At 45.4% G+C, this 17,047-nt stretch carries 19 protein-coding genes; 18 read left to right on the top strand and 1 reads right to left on the bottom strand.

Going from position 1 to position 17,047, the window contains the following annotated elements:
• Positions 1 to 260 precede the first annotated feature (260 nt).
• The gene (locus Q5873_RS06385; RefSeq protein WP_303059938.1) at positions 261 to 2,111 is read left to right on the top strand and encodes an acyltransferase family protein; all 1,851 of its coding nucleotides are present in this window, start codon (positions 261 to 263) and stop codon (positions 2,109 to 2,111) included.
• A 137-nt stretch (positions 2,112 to 2,248) separates the two neighbouring features.
• Here the strand turns inward: Q5873_RS06385 and Q5873_RS06390 are convergent, their stop codons facing one another.
• Entirely contained in the window at positions 2,249 to 2,929 is a 681-nt protein-coding gene (locus tag Q5873_RS06390) for a hypothetical protein (RefSeq protein WP_303059940.1), read from the bottom strand.
• Positions 2,930 to 3,281: 352 nt separating this feature from the next.
• On the opposite strand from Q5873_RS06390, the gene Q5873_RS06395 reads away from it, so the two are divergent.
• The 17 genes from Q5873_RS06395 to Q5873_RS06475 all read left to right on the top strand — a co-directional run bounded on the left by Q5873_RS06395 (position 3,282) and on the right by Q5873_RS06475 (position 17,008).
• Entirely contained in the window at positions 3,282 to 3,989 is a 708-nt protein-coding gene (locus Q5873_RS06395) for an OB-fold protein (protein WP_288300576.1), read from the top strand.
• A 14-nt stretch (positions 3,990 to 4,003) separates the two neighbouring features.
• Entirely contained in the window at positions 4,004 to 4,762 is a 759-nt protein-coding gene (locus tag Q5873_RS06400) for a zinc ribbon domain-containing protein (protein ID WP_303059942.1), read from the top strand.
• 92 nt (positions 4,763 to 4,854) lie between these two features.
• Complete coding sequence (locus tag Q5873_RS06405; protein ID WP_303059944.1) at positions 4,855 to 5,769, top strand: serine hydrolase; 915 nt, start codon at positions 4,855 to 4,857, stop codon at positions 5,767 to 5,769.
• Positions 5,770 to 5,891: 122 nt separating this feature from the next.
• The gene (locus Q5873_RS06410; RefSeq protein WP_303059946.1) at positions 5,892 to 6,029 is read left to right on the top strand and encodes a hypothetical protein; all 138 of its coding nucleotides are present in this window, start codon (positions 5,892 to 5,894) and stop codon (positions 6,027 to 6,029) included.
• 237 nt (positions 6,030 to 6,266) lie between these two features.
• Positions 6,267 to 6,590, top strand: coding sequence for a YlxM family DNA-binding protein (ylxM, locus tag Q5873_RS06415; protein ID WP_028255025.1), 324 nt, complete (start codon positions 6,267 to 6,269; stop codon positions 6,588 to 6,590).
• A gap of 1 nt (position 6,591) precedes the next feature.
• Positions 6,592 to 7,941 carry a signal recognition particle protein gene (gene ffh / locus Q5873_RS06420; protein WP_205087894.1) on the top strand — a complete coding sequence of 450 codons (1,350 nt, stop codon included), beginning with the start codon at positions 6,592 to 6,594 and terminating at the stop codon, positions 7,939 to 7,941.
• Positions 7,942 to 7,979: 38 nt separating this feature from the next.
• On the top strand, positions 7,980 to 8,243 hold the full coding sequence (gene rpsP, locus Q5873_RS06425) for a 30S ribosomal protein S16 (RefSeq protein ID WP_028255027.1): 264 nt from the start codon (positions 7,980 to 7,982) through the stop codon (positions 8,241 to 8,243).
• A gap of 21 nt (positions 8,244 to 8,264) precedes the next feature.
• Positions 8,265 to 8,492 (top strand): KH domain-containing protein, encoded by a 228-nt coding sequence (locus tag Q5873_RS06430; RefSeq protein WP_028255028.1) that lies wholly within the window; start codon positions 8,265 to 8,267, stop codon positions 8,490 to 8,492.
• Positions 8,493 to 8,506: 14 nt separating this feature from the next.
• A complete protein-coding gene (locus Q5873_RS06435; RefSeq protein WP_028255029.1) occupies positions 8,507 to 8,914 on the top strand; it encodes a YlqD family protein in 408 nt (135 codons plus the stop codon).
• Between the two features lie 3 nt (positions 8,915 to 8,917).
• Positions 8,918 to 9,415, top strand: a complete 498-nt coding sequence (gene rimM / locus Q5873_RS06440; protein ID WP_205087893.1) for a ribosome maturation factor RimM — start codon at positions 8,918 to 8,920, stop codon at positions 9,413 to 9,415.
• A gap of 3 nt (positions 9,416 to 9,418) precedes the next feature.
• Complete coding sequence (gene trmD, locus Q5873_RS06445) at positions 9,419 to 10,285, top strand: tRNA (guanosine(37)-N1)-methyltransferase TrmD (RefSeq protein WP_438364094.1); 867 nt, start codon at positions 9,419 to 9,421, stop codon at positions 10,283 to 10,285.
• A 65-nt stretch (positions 10,286 to 10,350) separates the two neighbouring features.
• Positions 10,351 to 10,926 (top strand): RNA methyltransferase, encoded by a 576-nt coding sequence (locus Q5873_RS06450; RefSeq protein WP_303059950.1) that lies wholly within the window; start codon positions 10,351 to 10,353, stop codon positions 10,924 to 10,926.
• A 10-nt stretch (positions 10,927 to 10,936) separates the two neighbouring features.
• Positions 10,937 to 11,671 (top strand): YebC/PmpR family DNA-binding transcriptional regulator, encoded by a 735-nt coding sequence (locus tag Q5873_RS06455; protein WP_028255032.1) that lies wholly within the window; start codon positions 10,937 to 10,939, stop codon positions 11,669 to 11,671.
• 802 nt (positions 11,672 to 12,473) lie between these two features.
• Positions 12,474 to 13,235 (top strand): MlaE family ABC transporter permease, encoded by a 762-nt coding sequence (locus tag Q5873_RS06460; RefSeq protein WP_028255033.1) that lies wholly within the window; start codon positions 12,474 to 12,476, stop codon positions 13,233 to 13,235.
• Between the two features lie 194 nt (positions 13,236 to 13,429).
• Positions 13,430 to 14,191, top strand: coding sequence for an ABC transporter ATP-binding protein (locus Q5873_RS06465; RefSeq protein WP_028255034.1), 762 nt, complete (start codon positions 13,430 to 13,432; stop codon positions 14,189 to 14,191).
• Positions 14,188 to 15,522 (top strand): MlaD family protein, encoded by a 1,335-nt coding sequence (locus tag Q5873_RS06470; protein WP_303059954.1) that lies wholly within the window; start codon positions 14,188 to 14,190, stop codon positions 15,520 to 15,522. Before Q5873_RS06465 ends, Q5873_RS06470 begins: the two co-directional genes overlap by 4 nt.
• A 19-nt stretch (positions 15,523 to 15,541) precedes the next feature.
• Positions 15,542 to 17,008 carry a TolC family protein gene (locus Q5873_RS06475; RefSeq protein ID WP_303059955.1) on the top strand — a complete coding sequence of 489 codons (1,467 nt, stop codon included), beginning with the start codon at positions 15,542 to 15,544 and terminating at the stop codon, positions 17,006 to 17,008.
• The last annotated feature ends 39 nt before the right edge of the window (positions 17,009 to 17,047 follow it).

Consider the following 17,047-nt stretch of genomic DNA (forward strand, 5'->3'; position numbering starts at 1 on the left):
ACGAAATTGAGTTTTTTAACTCACATTTCGGCTACAGCTCCTTTTCTTATACGTACCGTGTATCTTAGCACTTCATATTAAAATTAAATAGTGGGTTTATTATGAAAGTAAATTTTGCATCTTTATTTTCTTGAACTGCGGTGAAAATATATTCCCCACTTTAGATAAACAGTGTAGAAAAAATAAGTAGATAGGATTATAATGGACAAGTATGTAAAACGATTGTAGTAGTAGGACGAAGTGAAGTAGGTAGTATAGGTATGGACAGCAATTCAAATCAGCAGCGGTTAAAGAAACGCGAGCCAGGTAATTTATCCGGTATTGACGGATTAAAAGCGATAGCGATTATTGGGGTAACGCTATTCCATATGTTGCCGCAGGATGTACCGGGCGGGTACATGGGGGTGTCGCTCTTTTTTGTCATTACCGGTTATTTATTGGCCTTCTCGGATAGTAATAGGTTAAGGCAGCATGCGTATAGTGTTACACAATATTTGTGGCATCGTATTCGCCGCATTTATCCGCCGCTTCTCATTATGCTGTTGGTGACGGTAGGCGTGAATGGATTGTTATTGCCCAATAGTCTTAATGGCATTCGCCCCGAATTGATGTCGATTGTATTTGGCTATAATAACTTTTGGCAAATTGCACAAGATGCTGATTATTTTACGCGGCTCATTAATGTGTCGCCGTTTACCCACTTGTGGTTTATGGGCATTGAAATGCAGTATTTCATTATTTGGCCGCTACTATTCGGTATATTTATATGGCTGTGTCGGCGGCTAAGCTATCGGGTAGCCATGGCCGTGTTGGCGTTTGTTGCCTTAGGATCTTCCTTGTTGATGACCATTCAGTATCATCCGGGAGATGACGTAACGCGGCTGTATTACGGAACCGATACACGGATATACGCGCTGCTTTTCGGCGCGTTTTTGGGGATACGTCGTTCCATGCACATGCAGGGGGATGAGTGGTCGCGGGTTCGGCAAGCTATTAATTCTATTGTATTTTTGGCGTTGTTGGCTGGAGTGATTGCTTGCTATGCTTTGCTGGATGGCAAAAATCCCATCGTATATCAATACATGATGTTGGCGGCTACCTTTGGCTTTGGACTGCTCATACTGCTATGCGAATATGATCGCTTAGCAGTCGCCCGCTTCCTTAATTGGCCCGCGGTCGCTTGGCTGGGGAAACGAAGCTACGGTATTTTCCTCTGGCAGTATCCGGTACTCTACTTATTCCAACAGTGTAAGGTGGCAGAGTATGTGGGCAATCCCTTTGTATATAACGGTTGTATCATCGCACTGATTATTGCCTTGACGGTATGGTCGGATTCCGTGGTAGGCAAACTTAGCCAAGGGTTTACGTTTCGATCCTTTTGCAGTTGGCTGCGCGGGGTGTCTATGCGGCTCGTTACAGCCGTAGCCTGTGTGGTGATGTGCTTTGGGGTGGTGGCCGTGTTTAGTGCATCCGATGAAAAGGCGGCAGACATGAGTGAGTTGCAAGCGCGCTTAGAGGCCAATGCAGAAGAGCAACAGGCAGAAAATGAAAAGGCGCGGCAGCTTACGGCAGAGGAGCAGTCGGAGGTAGAAGCGTCGTTAACCGGCGTATCGGCTATCGGCGACTCGGTCATGCTCGGTGCTTCGCCGGCGATGCGCAAGGTGTTGCCCGGTGTCTATATTGATGCTAAGGTGTCGCGATATGTGGGGGCCGGTCTTGATATTGCCAGAGGATTGGCGGAGCAGAATCGGTTGGGCCATGTTGTTGTTATCGGTCTTGGCACAAACGGTCCGATTACCGGTTACTATGAACATGAAACGAAGGACTTAGTCAATTACTTGGGACCGGATCGGATGATTTTCTGGGTAAACGTGTACGGACCGAAGTTAGAATGGGAAAAGCCGAATAACGAATATTTGGAACAGCTGGCGAAGGAACGCGACAATATTGTGATTGTAAATTGGCATGACCTAGCGGCCAAGCATCCGGAGTGGCTCAGCGAGGATGGTATTCATCCCAATGATGAGGGTATAAAAGAATATGCTAAGCTGTTGCATGATACGATGGAAAAAACATTGGCTGAGAAAAAGTTAAACGCTGATTTGCAATAGGTGTGAGGCTATTGAAAAGTGCTAGCAGAAAGTAAGAGGCTATTAAAAAAAGTTAGTAGAAAGTAATAGGTAAACATAGAAAAGGCTGTACGAAATGTGAGTTCATTTCGTACAGCCTTTTTATTGTTTTTGATTGACTACATATGGCTCGCACCAAATGCGATAAGAAACAAAATAAATGCAGGCAACGCCAAAGCGAGGATGGTACGACCATAGCTTAAATGACTGCTTTCTTTAAGGAAGCGAATGGCCAGGTATGAGAACCAAAGGGAAATGGGGAAGAAGGCTATAGCAAGAATGCTAAGCCCTTGGATGATGCCGGAAAGCATAGAGGCTGTGAAGGCAGATGAAGAGACTAAGGTAATGATGAAGATAACAAAGGCGCTCACGCATAATAGAATAGGAATGATGAGGTTTAACAGATTGGATAGCAATAAAAAATGAAGGAGTCCGGTACGCACATTGATCGACGTACCATTGCTGCCCATGATGAAGAGAAGCTTCCAAAGAATAAAGGCGCATAGTCGCCATAGCCAATAGCTAAGGAAGATCATGATAGGGAGACCTATGGTATTTAAAAAGAGCATAAGCAATGAGAAACCGCCCATGTCAAGAGAGTGAGCCGTGAACAATGTGGTCAATGTGGCAAGCAGATTGGGAAGGAGTTGTATAATACAGTTAAGGATATATAAGAACACATCATTACGGTCCGGTTCCGTTGAGGCAAGCGCGCGAATAGTTATAAACGGATGCGTGACGAGTTGCCAAGCAGTTTTACAATAGTGTAATGAGTCTTGAAAAATATTAGTAGCAGTCATAATCCTCTCTCCTTTGTCGATCCATTAACAGTTAGAATAGGATGATTACTTGTATTTTATCATAGATGGTAATGCATCGTAATGGAAAAAGCTATGCACGGTTAGGTTGTCGGGGAGAAAGGAAAGATGGTAAAAGATGGCCGTGGTATGAGGCGACATGATTAGGTGGATTTTGTACAAGTTTAGTCGTTACCGTTTGATAGAAGTTATGTAAGAATAAAAGTATAGTAGGTCGTATCGGGTAGGATACGTGATGTACTGAATTTTATAGTTGTAAGGGTTTGATGAAAAGGTGCAATGAAGGCAAATGTGCCTCTCATTGCACCTTTTGCTATGTGCTAGGAGGTTTATTATGGCAAAGAAATGTGTATCATGCGGAACAGACTTACCTAACGATGCAGGATTTTGTACAGAGTGTGGTGCTCAACAGCCGGAGGTAAGACTGTGCAAACAGTGCGGTGCATTGCTTGAAAAGGATGCGCTGTTTTGTGGCGAGTGCGGTGCTAAGTATGAAGATCCTAACAAACAGCAAACTGAGAGACCGGTAATCAAAGCAACACCTGTTACGGAATTGAAAGAAGAGAAAAAGTGGACCACCAGTCAGATGATAAGTATTGCTGTAGGTGTCCTCGTGGTTCTTTTTTTAGTAATCGCTATCTTTAATGGTGTCGGTGAGAATAAAGGTGCGGTTAAGAAGGCTGAAGAGACACAGGCAATATCCGTAAAAGCAGAAACTATAATTGATGATTACATTAGGGACCAAGCAAAGGCAGAAAAAGAATACAAGGATAAAAAGATAGAGTTAACAGGCAAGGTATCCTCTAAAGGACAGTATAGGAATAGCCAAGATTACTATGTAACTGTCGGACGTCGCATGGCTGCCGGTAAATCATATTATGTATTATTAAGAATTCCTTCGAAGATGGCCGGTAAGCTTAATAAGTTGCACATCGGTGATTATGTGTCAGCAGAAGGCGTATGTCAAGGGATTGTAGAACAAGAAGATCCGACAGATGTATCAATACAAATTCCGGCACAGAAAATTAATGAAAATGACTAGGAGGTATGTAAGACATGGCCAAATTTTGTAAAAACTGTGGAGCTCCTTTAGATGAGGGAATAAAGTTTTGTAAGTCTTGTGGTACAGCAGTAGCTGCTAACAGTTCAAACGGTAACGGCGTACAGCAGGTAGGCAGTGCCGAGCCTGGTAGGCAGGAAGGCGCATCATATTCGATGGTGAATACCCATAAACAAATGGGAACGGAGCATTCTAAGAATAAACAGTTTGTCATTATAGGAATACTTATAGCCATCCTTGTCGCTGCAGCCGGTGGTGGTTATTACTATTATCATCAGCAACAGGTGAAGATTGAACAGATGCAAGCAGAGCAGGCGGCTGCCGAGGAAGCGAAGGCTAAGAAGGAAGCTGAGGAAAAGGCCGCCAAGGAACAAAACGATAAGCAACAATCTCAAATTACGTCGGCGTATATCCAAAAGGCGTTAAGTCAGCTTGATGCGGGTGAACGTGATTTGAAGAGCTTGGCAGATATGATCAATTCGGGCGTTTACATGACATCTACATTACTAAATGAAGAAGCCAATGTGGTATCGCGCATTGAAGGTCGTCGAGCCGATTTAAAGAAGATGACAGCACCAGCAGATTCTTCAATTGTTAATGATGTGGAAGCGTTGTATTCGATTCAAACACAGCGAGCCAACTTCATGGCAAAAGGCATACAAGGCGATACATCGCAGTATGCAGTAGGTGGCAATTACTATGATCAGTACTATGCTAAATTAGATGCGTTTAAGAAGGCGCATAATGTACAATGAGTAGATTCTTCGGACGACAAAATTTGCACTATGGACTAATGCATCGGAAAACATATAGATATGTGCGTCATGTAGTGGGAAGCGCGCTAGTAATGAGTATTTTTTTATCCGGCTGTGCGATGGTACCGGCAGAGAATGAAGAACAATCGGCAAAGGATGTCCAAACAGTAGAAACGATAACGGCTCGAACTGCCTCTGGTAATGCCTCAAGTATTCCGGCATGGCATGAGGATGCGAAGAAGGCAATAGGTCAAATCCTTGGGGATGAAGTAAGTAAATATGGTATATACGCTTTTTATCCTACTGCGGACACAGTTCCTTTGATTATACAGTCGCGTCCCATGCGGTCGGCCAGTATGATTAAGGTTTTTATTATGGGAAAGGCCATGCAAGAGGTGGAACGAGGACGGTTGTCTCTTGATGAAATGATTACTTTGAAAGCGAACGATAAGGTAGGGGGAGCCGGCATAATTGCCGGTTGGGCTGACGGAACAGATATACCGGTAAGGGAGTTACTTAGGTTGATGATTACGGAAAGTGACAATACAGCAACTAATCTAATGATTGATCGTTTAGGTATGGAGGCCGTTAACGAATATATCCGTCAAGAAGGCTATGGTGAAACTAAACTGCAACGCAAAATGATGGATACAGCGGCGGCAGAAGCAGGACGCGAAAATATAACATCACCTGCGGACCTTGGACATTTCTTTACGCGCCTGTGGAAAGGCGAAGGAATGACAGCGGGAACAAGGGAACAAATGCTGACTTGGCTATATGAACAGACGGATACGGAATGTTTGCCACAGGCATTTCCTCAAGGAAAGATTGCTCATAAAACGGGGGAGTTAGTAGGGCTCTATGATGATGGCGGAATTGTTGTTCGGGAAGGAACTCCTTTGGTGATATGCATTATGAATGATGATATTGATAGTCGAGGTGGGGCTATACGTGATATGCAAAAAATAGCTAGAGTCATTGGTGTAAATGGTTCATCAAAAAAATAAATGTAGTACCAACACTTTCGTTATATGGAAAATAGCCGTTCATAACGCCATCGCTCAACCGATTTCCCTTATGCGCTACAGACTCGGAGAGAACGCATAGCGAAACCATGATGGAAAGAGCGATGGAAAGTATGATGGAAAGAGCGATGGAAAGCATGATGGAAAGCGTGATGGAAAGAACGATGGAAAGCGTGAGGGAAAGAATGAGAGAAAAAATGAATACGTATCCGAACTACAGACCGGGTGACGGTAAAGAGTAGCGTAAATAATTTTTCTTCAACCGAGCCACAGACCGAGCGCATTCCTAAACAAAACTAAACAAAACAATCTCTAAAGAAATTCTATAAAGAAAGGTAAGAAGGATAGCATTGACCAATAAAGAAAAAAAGTAAAAAGAAATGGCTGTTAAGTAAAATTGCTTGACAGTCTTTCTTGTCTTTGCTAGAATAACGTGTAAAGTTTTTTAGCTTGACAGTAAAGAGAAGTGAGGTGACCTTATGGAAGACAGAATTACAGTAAGCCTGTTACTCGATTTCTATGGGGCACTCTTGACGAAACGGCAACGTGAATGCTTGGTATTACATCATGAAGATGATATGTCACTCGGTGAAATCGCCGAGGAGCTGGGAATTTCACGGCAGGCTGTTCACGATAATATGCAGCGGGCGATGCAACTGTTGGAAGGGTATGAAGATACGCTTCACATGGTAGCACAGTATACAAGGCGGGAAGCAGTCATTGCTGAGTTTCGCAGTGAATTGGCAAAGCCGATTCTTTCGAAGGATCGCCTAAGCGCATTAGTAGCACAGATGGAGGGATAACATGGCTTTTGAAAGCTTAACGGATAAACTGCAGGAAGCCTTTAAATCCTTGAAGAGTAAAGGAAAAATTTCCGAAGATGATGTTAACCGGGCTCTTCGCCAAGTGCGTACAGCCTTGCTGGAAGCGGACGTTAACTTTAAGGTCGCTAAGGACTTTATCGCTCGCATCAAGGAGAAAGCACTGGGTGAAGAAGTATTCGGTTCGTTAAACCCGGTTCAAACGGTTGTAAAAATCGTTAATGATGAGTTGACTGAGTTATTGGGTGGTACGCAAAGTCGTATTATGATTGCCTCAAAGCCTCCGACAATTATTATGCTTGTCGGTTTGCAAGGGGCCGGTAAGACGACAACGGCCGGTAAGCTCGCCGTGTATCTTCGCAAACAAGGTAAGCATCCTATGTTGGTAGCCGCCGACGTGTATCGTCCGGCAGCTATTAAGCAATTACAGGTAGTGGGGGCACAAATCGATGTGCCGGTGTTTGCCAAGGAAGAAGCCGGTGCGAATCCGGTGGATATTGCGAAGGAAGCGATTGAAGCCAGCACGCATATGCTCAAGGATGTTGTCATCATCGATACGGCCGGTCGCTTGGCCATTGACGAAGAGTTGATGAACGAGCTCGTTAATATTAAAGGCGCCGTACATCCGCATGAAATCTTGTTGGTTGTGGACTCCATGATTGGTCAGGATGCGGTGACGACAGCAGAAACCTTTAATGAAAAGCTGGGTCTGGATGGTGTTATCCTTACTAAGCTTGACGGGGATGCGCGCGGTGGTGCCGCACTTTCCATCAAGGCTGTGACGGGGACACCGATTAAGTTCACCGGTACCAGTGAAAAGATGGACGGTCTCGAAGTATTTTATCCGGACCGAATGGCATCGCGCATTCTTGATTTAGGTGACTTCAAGTCATTGCTCGAAAGTGTACAGGGTGCCATTGATGAGGAAGAGGCAAAGGAAATGGCCAAGAAGATGGCCAAGAATAACTTTACCTTAGATGATTTCCTCAGCCAAATGCAGCAGGTTCGTAAGCTTGGTCCGTTGCAAAACATTCTTGGCTTGTTGCCGGGGATGGGCAAGATTAAGGATCAGCTTAAGGATATAGATATGGATAGCAAGGAAATTCGCCGTATCGAAGCCATCATCAAATCCATGACGAAGGCGGAACGGACGAATCCGAATATCCTCAACGGTTCACGTCGCAAACGCATTGCCGAAGGTTCCGGTATGCGGGTGCAAGATGTAAATCGTTTGTTGAAACAATTCGAGGAAGCTCGAAAGATGATGAAGAAAATGCAGTCTATGCGCAAAGGTAAGCGCGGTATGTTACCGAAGCTGCCGTTTATGGGCTAGTCTATAGATGGAAATCCTGATAAGGAGGTGAAATAGTAATGTTAAAAATTCGTTTGACTCGTTTAGGTGCTAAAAAAGCTCCTTTCTATCGTATCGTTGTGGCTGACTCCCGCGCTCCGCGTGAAGGTCGTCCGGTTGATACCATCGGTCAGTACGACGCCACTAAAAATCCGGCTATCGTAAACATCGACGAAGAAAAAGCGTTGACTTGGTTGGGTAAAGGTGCACAGCCGACTGACACGGTTCGCTCCCTTTTCAAACAGCACGGTGTAATGCAGAAATTCGCTGAAGCTAAGAAGTAATTCGGAGAGAGGCATACTATGATGAAAGAATTAATTACATTAATTGCGAAGTCATTGGTTAAGCAGCCTGAAGCCGTTTCTGTTACCATGACCGTCAAGGGTAACGTGGAGGTCTATGAAATCCATGTAGCTCCTGAGGATATGGGCAAAGTGATAGGAAAACAGGGCCGAATTGCTAAGGCAATTCGCTCTGTTGCCAAAGCGGCGGCTATTAAAGAAAATAAGAAAATATCCGTGGATATTGTCTGAAGGGTGTGGAAAACATGGAAGAAATGACAGTACGCGTACCGGTGACGATTAAGTCTAAGGTAACGGAAAGTCTGAAGGCAAAGCTGATCGCCGATCTTCAGCAGCGTCTTGACATGGTTGAACAAGATTTACAGCAAATCGAGTTCCAAGCAAAACGCTTGTTAAGTGAGCAAGCCAAAATTGATGCACAGGGATTAATCCAGTTGCGTCAGCAGATTGAAGAAGAAAAGCAAAAGCGCATGAACTTCAAGGCAGAAGTAGCAGCTAAATTGAAGGATGCGCAGGCGCTTGAAATCGGATCCGAAATTGCACAGGGAACGATGGAGCAGACAGTGACCATTAAGGTTGGCGACAATCTTGATGCGTTGATGGGCTCTGAAATTTTGTTGGAAGACGGCAAAATTATTGCGTTCCGTCAGTAAGTGATGGATACGAAAGAATTCATTACCATAGGCACTATTGTAGCCCCGCACGGTGTGCGGGGTGATCTTCGTATAGTGCCCCAAACCGATTTTCCCGATCGGTTTTTAACGATGGATGCCTGCTACATAGATGGTAAGGAATACCATATTGCATCTGCTCGTTTTCATAAACAATTTGTGTTGGCAACGTTTAAGGAAGTACCCGACCGCAATGCAGCCGAGCTGTTGGCACGCAAGGAAATCAAGGTGCCGCGCGAAGAATTAATGCCGTTACCGGAAGGGCGGTATTATATTTTCGAGATTGAAGGACTGCGCGTAGAAGATACGGACGGGAACTACCTCGGCGAAGTGAAAGAAGTACTTCAGCCGGGTGCCAACGATGTATATGTGGTGGCCAAGGAAGGGGTTCCGGATGTATTATTACCGGCGCTGAAGGACGTTGTTCTTTCCATTGATTTGGAAAAGCAGCTGATGATAGTCGATCCGCCCGAATGGATATAAGCCATGAAGATAGATATTATCTCATTATTTCCGGAGTTTTTCTCCGCTTTTTTTGATCACTCCATTATCAAGCGGGCTATTGCGGCCAATCGCCTGACTATGTCCGTTACAAATCCTCGTGATTTTGCTCACAATAAGCATAATCAGGTAGATGACACGATGTATGGCGGTGGTGCCGGTATGCTTATAATGGCACCGCCTATTTTTGAAGCTGTCGAGTCGGTGACGCAGGAAGAAAAGGTGCGGCGTCGCGTAATTTTCTTGGGGCCGGCGGGTGTACCGTTTACGCAGGAAAAGGCCCGCCAGCTGGCCACCTATGATCAACTTATCTTGGTGTGCGGTCACTACGAAGGCGTGGATTATCGCGTAGAAGAGCACTTGGTGGATGAAACGATTTCCATCGGTGATTATGTGTTGACCGGTGGCGAATTGCCGGCTATGGTAGTAGCCGATGCGGTGGCGCGTATGATACCCGGTGTGTTGGGCGCGGCTTCCGGAGCGGTGGAAGATTCGTTCTATCGTCCGATGTTAGAAGGGCCGCAGTATACGAAACCACAGGTGTATCGAGATTGGGAGGTACCGGAGGTGCTTCGCAGCGGTCATCATAAACATATTGCCGATTGGCGTTTGCAAGAAGCAATCAAGCGAACAATTACCTGTCGACCGGATTTGTTGGCCCGTGCTATGTCGACAGAGGAGCTGGCAGCGTTACAAGCGGTTCTCGGCGATAAGGAAAAAGCGGAACGCTTGGTTCGGCTATTGCGCGAGAATGCGAAAATGGCAAAGAAGCTAGAACTCGGCGAGGAGGCAGTACGCCGGATGTTGTCGCCTGCGGATGGCAGTGATGAGGAAGGCATAAAAAAAGGTTGAGGCTGTGTGGAGCATGGTTATCCATGTAGCCTCAACTTGTTTTTGACAGAAACAGGGGTAAGGATATGGCAAATTTATATATTGGGTTAGTGCATTATCCCATTTATAACAAGCACTATGAGGTTATCACTACGGCCATTACAAATTATGATATACATGACATTGCCCGTGCGGCGACAACCTACGAAGTAAAAAAATATTTTGTAGTTCACAATATTCCGGCGCAGCGCGAATTGGCTAAGACGATTATGTCTCATTGGCAGACGGGATTTGGCAGCACCTATAATCCGGATCGAAAGGATGCCTTTGCCGGTGTGGAATTAGTATCGTCCATTCGTAGTGCCGTGGAACAGGTGGAAGCGGCCGAAGGGGTAAAGCCACTGATTGTTACTACCGATGCACGGACCTACGATAATACGGTAAGTTATGCGTGGATGCGGGAAACGCTTGAAAAAGGCGACCGCCCTGTGTTAGTATTATTTGGTACCGGTTATGGTATGACGAAAGAAACCATGCAGGAGTTTGATTATATTTTAGAGCCTATTTACGGTCCCGGCGAATACAACCATTTGTCGGTACGCAGTGCGGTATCCATTATTTTGGATCGGTTGCGCGGCGAGGCTTGGTGGGCTAAGAAGTAGGAGGTAACGTATGTCCGGACATTCAAAATGGGCAAACATTAAGCACAAAAAGGGCAAAACCGATGCGCTGAAAGCAAAGATTACGACGAAAATCAGCCGTGAAATTACGGTAGCAGCTCGTATGGGCGGTGGTGACCCGGTGGGTAATATGCGTCTTAAATTAGCATTGCAGAAGGCGCGTGAAAATAATATTCCTAAGGACAATATCCAGCGTGCTATCGCCAAAGGTGTAGGCGCAACGGATATGGATAGCTATGAAGAAATTACCTATGAAGGGTATGGCCCCGGCGGTGCGGCGCTTACGGTTGAATGTTTGACAGATAATCGCAATCGTACGGCAGCGGATGTGCGTCACGCATTTTCCAAAAACGGCGGTAACATGGGTGAAACCGGTTGTGTTGCTTGGATGTTCCAGCGCAAAGGTGTATTCGTTATCGACGCGGAAGGTCATGACGAAGAAGAGTTGACTCTCTTGGCATTGGAAGCCGGCGCGGAAGATTTGAAAACGGAAGAAGACTCCTTTGTCATTTATACAGCTCCGGAAGATTACGATGCCGTTGAAAGTGCATTGGCCGAAGCAAATATTGAAACGGAAGTAAGCAAGATTACTATGGTACCTGACAGCAATGTGTCGCTTGAAGGCGAAGCAGCCGAAAAGATGCAGCGCTTGTTGGATGCTTTGGATGAGCTTGATGATGTGCAGGATGTATATCACAACGCAGAGCTTCCGGAAGAAGAGGAATAACGTACAAAAAGCGGTGATGCTGATGGGCATCACTGCTTTTTTATTATTTTTTTTGGGGGAAGAGTCATCCTTCGCTGTATCAAACGCAGTGAGTGATGACGTGTGCAGTAATTTTCCGATGCTGACATTGTTGCTACTAGAATTGTGAGAGAACAAGGCTTTGTAGCCACCTAAGATAAAACGCAATAATACCATTTGGATTTTATAATAGTCGTCACCATCGGCCCAACATAATTTTTGATTTACCGCTTTAAAAATATCACAATAGTGATAATAAAATGTGGTTCGCGTGATGTGCGCTTCCGAGCAGATGTTGGTTACCCGTATCTTAGAAAAAGACATGGTGGACCGTAATTTCAAAAATGCATCCTTTATTGTTTCGCGGGTCAGTGCCGACTGTAATAAACGACGATCTTCTTTTTCTGTATCCATGAACACACTCCCCTTTAAAACTACTACTACTCTATCCATTATGTCATAGTGTAGACTTAAAAAGTACGGACAAAATTCTAAAAATGTAAGACAATATGATATTTTGTATATGAAAAAATGCTAATACTATAGTAGTCTGATAGAAGAGAGAGTTTGTCTTTTTGTATTGGGCGTAGTAAATTTTTAGTATTTATAAAAAATTTCATTAAGCATTCAGTTAAGATGGTGTACAATAGAAGCGAATAATAAAATTAACCGGTATAGGGGTAGTGTAAGAAGGGCCGGTAAGGCCAGTGAATTGCTTGTGGTACTGGTGACAAGGGGTGTAGTTTTGTGGTAAAATCAAACGTAGCAATTATAGGAAGGGGGCGTGAATTTGTTAGAGAGTATCGGTCGCTTTGTTATTCATAGTTTGGAACAATGTGGCGAAGCGGTCATTTTGATTGGGCAAACATTTCGTCAGTTGCGTCACGTGAATTGGTGGCACGTCATCAGACAAATGGCTCATCTTGGTGTAGACTCCCTGCCTATCATTGGGTTGACGTTGTTATTTGCCGGTGCGGTAATGACGTTGCAAATTACGGACATATTGATTCGGTATGGTGCGCAAGGTACCGTCGGTGGCATCATGGCCATTGCTATGGGACGTGAACTGGGACCTGTATTGGTCGGCGTTGTCTTGGCCGGACGCGTAGGTGCAGCCATTACGGCGGAGCTGGGAACGATGCGCGTCACGGAACAGATTGATGCGTTAAAAGTTATGGCGGTGAATCCTATCGGTTATCTGGTAGTTCCCCGCGTTATTGCATGTATGATCATGGTTCCTATCTTGGCGTTTTACGGTGTTATCATTGGTATTGGCGGCGGCTATTTCGTAGCTACCATGGTGAAGGGACTGGCCGGTATGACGTATACCGACTCTATTCAAATCTTTGCGGTTATGAGTGACCTCACCTATGGCCTTATTAAAGCCAGCGTGTTCGGTGCGGTAATTGCTTTGGTAGGTTCTTATAAAGGAATGTATACTAAGATGGGAGCTGCCGCTGTCGGTAATGCGACAACAAGCTCGGTAGTGACCAGCATTATATTAGTGTTTGTATTAAATTATTTCTTATCCTTATTATTGTATTAATATATAAGCGTTTACATACGCTTTTATATACGTATTCTAGCTAAGCTTAACGGGGTTCCTACCTCGGGTAATGACTGCTATGGACTTGGAATGACGGGTTAATAATGAGATAGAAGAGTGAATTTGGTAATGAACATCAACGGTGTTAGCCGTAATGATGTAAGCGTGTAACATATGCGAGGGTGGAGCAACGAATGATACGATTGGAAGATGTGGTGGTTGCCTATGATGAGCGCGTCATACTGGACAAGGTTAATCTAACCATCAATGACGGCGAAACATTGGCAGTGCTTGGCGGAAGCGGTGCCGGAAAAAGTACCATCTTGAAGCTAATTATCGGATTGCAGAGACCTAATGCGGGACACATTTGGGTAGATGATGTGGATATTACTACCTTGACGGAGGACGAGTTTAATCGGGTACGACAAAAGATGGGGATGGTATTCCAGTACTCCGCTTTGTTCGATTCGATGTCAGTCGGCGAAAATGTAGCATTTGGTTTACGACAACATACAGATGCTTCCGAAGCGGATATACAGGCAGCTGTAAAAGAAAAATTAGCGTTAGTCGGTTTACCGGGCACAGAGGCATACATGCCCAATGAGCTGTCCGGCGGGATGAAAAAGCGAATTAGCTTGGCAAGGGCTATTGCACAAAATCCTACTATCGTTTTGTACGATGAACCCACATCGGGGCTGGATCCGATTACATCCGGCACGATCAGTCGTTTAATACGCAGTATGCAGGCTCACTTGCATTGCACCTCTATTGTAGTTACCCATGATATGGAGTCGGCGTTTTATGTAGCCGATCGAGTAGCTCTTCTTCATCAGGGCCATTTCGTGGAGGTGGCACCGACGGAAGAATTTAAACAGTCGAAGAATCCGTTGGTACAGCAATTCATCCATGGTCTTGATATGGTAACGGAAGAAGATGTAGGGGGATTTGTGAAATGAAGTGGACAACAGAAGCTAAGGTGGGGCTGTTTACAGTTATCGGTATCGTCTTGTTTGCTATGTGCATCATTTTTTTGGGACGTATCGAATTGTTCCAGCCACCGCAAATGCATATTACCGGTGAGTTTAAGTCGGTAAACGGACTCAAGCCGGGCAATCAAGTTAAGTATTCCGGTGTGTCTATCGGGCGCATCAAGGACATGACCGTAACGGATACAGGTGTTACGGTAGCAATGGAGATAAAAGAAGATACAAAGATTCCGGAGGACTCACAGTTTTCCTTGGCCAATGACGGCATCTTAGGCGATAAGTACATACAGGTGACACCGGGGAAATCGCAAACCTATCTGAAGGACGGGGCGACGGTGACCGGTGAAGGCGACAGTGCCATTGACAAGACCATGCAGCAAGCATCGGAGTTGATGAAGGAAGCCAATAAAACGTTGGCTTCCATCAATGCCGTGATCGGCGATAAACAGACGCAAACATCATTGCGAAATATGCTTCGTACCACCGAGGTGATCGCCAATAATACGGCAGCCCTCACGGGACAAATGAATGCGATGCTGTCGGATAATCGCGGCAATGTCAATGAAATGGCGGCAAATATGGTTAAAATTACCAATGATATGGCATCCATTACAAACCAATTCGATTCGTCCATGAAGCAGTTTAACAGTGACGGACAGGCCGGTAATGATATGCGGGCCATCTTGACGAATTTAAAACAAACGACGGAAAGCATTCAGCATATGGCCGGCTCGATGGAAGGTGTTGTAACGGATCCGCAAAGCGCGGCAGATATTAAAGCCACCTTACATAATACGGCTCAGCTATCGACGAAGTTGAATCGCCTTACCGGCGGCGATGTGGTGGATACCGCCACGGGGGAGTCTAAATCCGGAGGCTCGTCTTCGGGAAAAAAGTTCGGACTCCAGGCGCAGACGGGTCTGGAAATGCTCTACAATAATCAAACCGATCGATACAGCCCCAACTTTGAATTTCGTCTTCGTGCAGGTCAATCGGCAGTTAGCTTAGGCGGCACGCATATTGGTGACGGTGGTAATTTAGAACTTACCTATGGTAAGTTCTTGACGGATAAGTGGTTGTTGCGCGGTGGCCTTTTCGATGGCGATGTAGGCATTGGCGTTGATTATGGCTACGGCTCACCGTTTATGATTTCTTTATCAGCTATGGATCCGAACGATCAAAGGTATCGGATTCGTGGCGAATTTGAACTTTTTGATGATACCTATGCAGTTGCTCAGTTTGTTCGACCGTATAGCGCCGAAAACGGAGGAAACTATTTTGGCATAAAGCGTGTGTTTTAGATAATGGAGGTAATAATCTATGAATACAAAAGCACTTTCCATGGCAGTGGTGCTTTCTCTGGCAACTACCGGCGTATTTGCGGCCGATCAGGCAAAGGACAGTAAATTGGCATCCTATCAGGCAAAGGCATTAGCAACGGCGCAGCAGACGGTGGCTGCTAAAATAGCCGATGATGCAGCGATTCCCACACAGGTATCGCTTAACTTGCCGCGCACCATTGATTTGGCATTGCAGAATAACCACAGCGTAAAATCGGCACAGTGGACCTATGAAGCGGCTAAGGCCGGTGTGAGTCAGGCGGCCGCGGCTAAGAACCCGAGTGTTGGGTATGAGTATAATGCTAAAAGATCGAGTGTAAATGGGCAAAATGCGTTACAAAATGGTACTAGTAAATCCTTTGGCAATCAATTTGCTGTAACGGTACCTATCTACAGCGCAGCACGTGATGCGGCGGTGGAAGCAGCTCGCTATACCCGTGAAGGTAAAGGTGCTGCCTTGGAAGCACAATATCAAACATCTAAATTGCAGGCAGCTAAGGACTATTACGGATTAATTATGAATCGTAATAAGGTAGATATTGCGCAGCAGTCGGTGCGTGATTATGATGCACATTTAACGAATGTTAATCAGCAGTATGCGGTGGGCATTGTAGCTAAGTCTGATGTATTGGCATCGAAGACGTCCTTGGCAGAAGCGCAGACGAACTTGGTTAGCACTAAAAATGCCGCTGATATTGCAGAATCGACATTGAATAAATATATTGGCTTGCCGGTAGCTACTAAGGTGGAAACGGCCGACAGAGAACTGGGCTATGCACCGTACAATGTGACATTGGAACAGGCTCGTGCCTATGCGATGCTGCATCGTGCAGAATTGGTAGAAGCGGCCATGGCTGTTAAACAGGCAGAAGAAAATGTAAACAAGGCTAAGGCCGGTCATTTGCCGTCGGTAGACGGCTCCTTATCGAAATCTTGGGGCGGCGATAGCTGGAGCGGTACCGGTGATAGCAACAGCTGGACGATCGGTGCCGGTGTGACATGGAGTATCTGGGACGGCGGTGCTACGAACGAAAGCATCAAAGTGCAGAAAGCAAATCTGGAAGCGGCCAAGGAAGCTAATTTAGAACAGATTGATGCTGTCGCTTTACAGGTTCATCAAGCCTACCTTGATATGAAGGCAGCGGAACAGACCATTAACAGTACGCGCGTAGCCGTTGAACAAGGTCAGGAAAACTTCCGCATTGCTACCCTTCGTTATCGTGCCGGCGTGGGCATCAACCTCGATGTACTCGATGCAGAAACGAAACTTAGCACGGCGCGCAATAATTACGTCGATGCATTGTACAATTATAATATTGCAGTAGCAACCTTGGAACAGGCGATGGGTGTACCGGTAGATACGCCTATCGGTGGTGGTGCTGCTATCGTAGCAAACAGTAATGCGCCACAAGAGTTGGCTAACATGGTAACAAATGAGACTAAGTAGTATGAGATAATAAGCGAATTCACTAGCGGTCTCCTCCCG

It is taken from the genome of Veillonella magna (genome assembly GCF_959600285.1).
Taxonomy (GTDB): domain Bacteria; phylum Bacillota; class Negativicutes; order Veillonellales; family Veillonellaceae; genus Veillonella_A; species Veillonella_A magna.

Bases quoted from the DNA above. Each gene is read 5' to 3' on its own strand.
- Q5873_RS06385 (WP_303059938.1), top strand. From the start codon at position 261: ATGGACAGCAATTCAAATCAGCAGCGGTTAAAGAAACGCGAGCCAGGT.
- Q5873_RS06390 (WP_303059940.1), bottom strand. From the start codon at position 2,929: ATGACTGCTACTAATATTTTTCAAGACTCATTACACTATTGTAAAACT.
- Q5873_RS06395 (WP_288300576.1), top strand. From the start codon at position 3,282: ATGGCAAAGAAATGTGTATCATGCGGAACAGACTTACCTAACGATGCA.
- Q5873_RS06400 (WP_303059942.1), top strand. From the start codon at position 4,004: ATGGCCAAATTTTGTAAAAACTGTGGAGCTCCTTTAGATGAGGGAATA.
- Q5873_RS06405 (WP_303059944.1), top strand. From the start codon at position 4,855: ATGAGTATTTTTTTATCCGGCTGTGCGATGGTACCGGCAGAGAATGAA.
- Q5873_RS06410 (WP_303059946.1), top strand. From the start codon at position 5,892: ATGGAAAGTATGATGGAAAGAGCGATGGAAAGCATGATGGAAAGCGTG.
- ylxM (WP_028255025.1), top strand. From the start codon at position 6,267: ATGGAAGACAGAATTACAGTAAGCCTGTTACTCGATTTCTATGGGGCA.
- ffh (WP_205087894.1), top strand. From the start codon at position 6,592: ATGGCTTTTGAAAGCTTAACGGATAAACTGCAGGAAGCCTTTAAATCC.
- rpsP (WP_028255027.1), top strand. From the start codon at position 7,980: ATGTTAAAAATTCGTTTGACTCGTTTAGGTGCTAAAAAAGCTCCTTTC.
- Q5873_RS06430 (WP_028255028.1), top strand. From the start codon at position 8,265: ATGAAAGAATTAATTACATTAATTGCGAAGTCATTGGTTAAGCAGCCT.
- Q5873_RS06435 (WP_028255029.1), top strand. From the start codon at position 8,507: ATGGAAGAAATGACAGTACGCGTACCGGTGACGATTAAGTCTAAGGTA.
- rimM (WP_205087893.1), top strand. From the start codon at position 8,918: ATGGATACGAAAGAATTCATTACCATAGGCACTATTGTAGCCCCGCAC.
- trmD (WP_438364094.1), top strand. From the start codon at position 9,419: ATGAAGATAGATATTATCTCATTATTTCCGGAGTTTTTCTCCGCTTTT.
- Q5873_RS06450 (WP_303059950.1), top strand. From the start codon at position 10,351: ATGGCAAATTTATATATTGGGTTAGTGCATTATCCCATTTATAACAAG.
- Q5873_RS06455 (WP_028255032.1), top strand. From the start codon at position 10,937: ATGTCCGGACATTCAAAATGGGCAAACATTAAGCACAAAAAGGGCAAA.
- Q5873_RS06465 (WP_028255034.1), top strand. From the start codon at position 13,430: ATGATACGATTGGAAGATGTGGTGGTTGCCTATGATGAGCGCGTCATA.
- Q5873_RS06470 (WP_303059954.1), top strand. From the start codon at position 14,188: ATGAAGTGGACAACAGAAGCTAAGGTGGGGCTGTTTACAGTTATCGGT.
- Q5873_RS06475 (WP_303059955.1), top strand. From the start codon at position 15,542: ATGAATACAAAAGCACTTTCCATGGCAGTGGTGCTTTCTCTGGCAACT.